Annotated in this window: 2 protein-coding genes; both read left to right on the forward strand. The window is 31.6% G+C overall.

Annotated elements, in window-relative coordinates; translation table 11 throughout:
- Positions 1 to 58: 58 nt before the first annotated feature.
- On the forward strand, positions 59 to 1,615 hold the full coding sequence (locus ACQCX0_RS03375; RefSeq protein WP_462562762.1) for a YifB family Mg chelatase-like AAA ATPase: 1,557 nt from the start codon (positions 59 to 61) through the stop codon (positions 1,613 to 1,615).
- Positions 1,616 to 1,622: 7 nt separating this feature from the next.
- Positions 1,623 to 1,948 (forward strand): hypothetical protein (locus ACQCX0_RS03380; protein WP_462562763.1); only part of this gene is annotated, 326 nt, incomplete at its 3' end.

A 1,948-nucleotide genomic window follows, 5' to 3' on the forward strand; every position in this document is an offset into this window, starting at 1 on the left:
ATGTTTTCTATATAATTTATTTTATACTTTGATTAAAAATATAAAATAGGGAGGTAAAATGATATCACGAATAGAAACTATCGCTTTTGAAGGTCTTGAGATTAAAGAAATTGATGTACAAGTACATATGAATAAAGGTATTCCTTCTTTTAATATTGTAGGATTACCTGATAAAACCGTAGCAGAAAGTAGAGAACGCCTAAAAGCAGCCTTTTCTGCAATGGGAATTGATATATTTAATCAAAAAATTACCGTTAATTTATCTCCAGCAGACTTAAGTAAGGAAGGTAGCCATTTTGATTTGCCCATAGCTTTAGCTATCTTAGCATCACTAAAAAAACTACCCTTAGATGAATTATACAATTATTTAGCACTTGGAGAAATCGCATTAGATGGAGAAATAAAAGCCAGTAACGGCGTCTTTGCTGCCTCAATTTATGCTAATGCTAAACAGAAAGGTTTGATTTTTCCAAAATCTCAACTAAACGAAGTACTGTGGTTAAATAATAAAATAGAATTGTTACCTGCAAATAATTTAACGGAGATTATTAATTTCTTTCAAGGCACTTATACTATTAATTTAGAAAATTTAACTACTAGCTCACCAAATCTTCCTGAAAACAATATCTCTCCTAAAATTCATGATTTATCAGAAGTTAAAGGACAAGGTTTAGCTAAACGAGCTTTAGAGATAGCCGCAAGTGGCGGACATAATTTATTAATGATCGGACCTCCGGGTACAGGTAAATCAATGTTAGCCGCTGCTATAAATAGTATTTTACCGCCACTCAGTAATAAAGAGTCTTTAGAAATTAGTTTAATTTATAGTATTGCTGGAAAATTAAAAAATTCTTCCTTAGTAAAGATTCGTCCTTTTAGATCACCTCATCATTCTACTTCCATGCAGGCTTTAATTGGTGGCGGTAAAAAAGCCTTACCCGGGGAGATAACCCTAGCTCATAGAGGTATTTTATTTTTAGATGAATTAGCAGAATTTCCTAAAAATGTTTTAGATTCTTTAAGACAACCCTTAGAAAACGGGTCAGTACAAATTGCCAGGGTTAATCAACATGTTGAATATCCGGCTAAATTTCAACTTATTGCCGCAATGAATCCTTGTCGTTGCGGTTACTTTACTTCGCCTTCTCAACAATGTTCTAAAGCTCCTTATTGCTCTGAGCAATACCAGGCAAAAATTTCAGGCCCTCTATTGGATAGAATGGATATAACCGTAGAAGTACCAACCCTTCATGTTACAGAGTTATATGATACAATACCAAGTGAGGACTCTCTTCGTATTCAAGCAAGAGTTATTAAAGCTAGAAATTTGCAAACCCTAAGATATACCCCTTATAATATTAGTACTAACGCTGAGGCAACCGGAGATATGTTAGAGAAAACTTGCAACCTTTCTCAAAAAGCTCAAAATTTATTAATTGAGGCTATGGAAAAAATGAAATTATCTGCACGTTCTCACTATAGATTAATAAAAGTAGCCAGAACCATAGCAGATTTAGAAAATGCCGAAGAAATCCATTATATTCATATGGCAGAAGCTCTTAGTTATAGAAGAATTAATTATGTTCAAAAACTTAAACAAAGAATTGCTTATTAAAAATTAAATGTTTTCTAAACTTAAAACACTCTTTCATAGTTTTAAAAAATTAAAATTCTATCAACAGTTTACAGATTACGGTTGTGATGAGTATATTAAAAAATGGCAGGATTATTATCAGAATAATTTTACTACTATTAATCAGCAAATAGCTGAGTTAACTAAAAATCTTGATACTACCTCAATTGCTGTAGTTACTAAACAAATAAATAATTTAGTTTTTAAAATCCCCCTACCTTCTAAAGATTACTTAGTTAGAAAAACAGCACTATATTCTCAAAAAGAGTTACAACTTATAAACAAAGAAAAGTTTTCTAATGAGGAAAGATCGGA

The organism is Candidatus Hepatincolaceae symbiont of Strigamia maritima (assembly GCF_055505085.1).

Bases quoted from the DNA above. Each gene is read 5' to 3' on its own strand.
- ACQCX0_RS03375 (WP_462562762.1), top strand. From the start codon at position 59: ATGATATCACGAATAGAAACTATCGCTTTTGAAGGTCTTGAGATTAAA.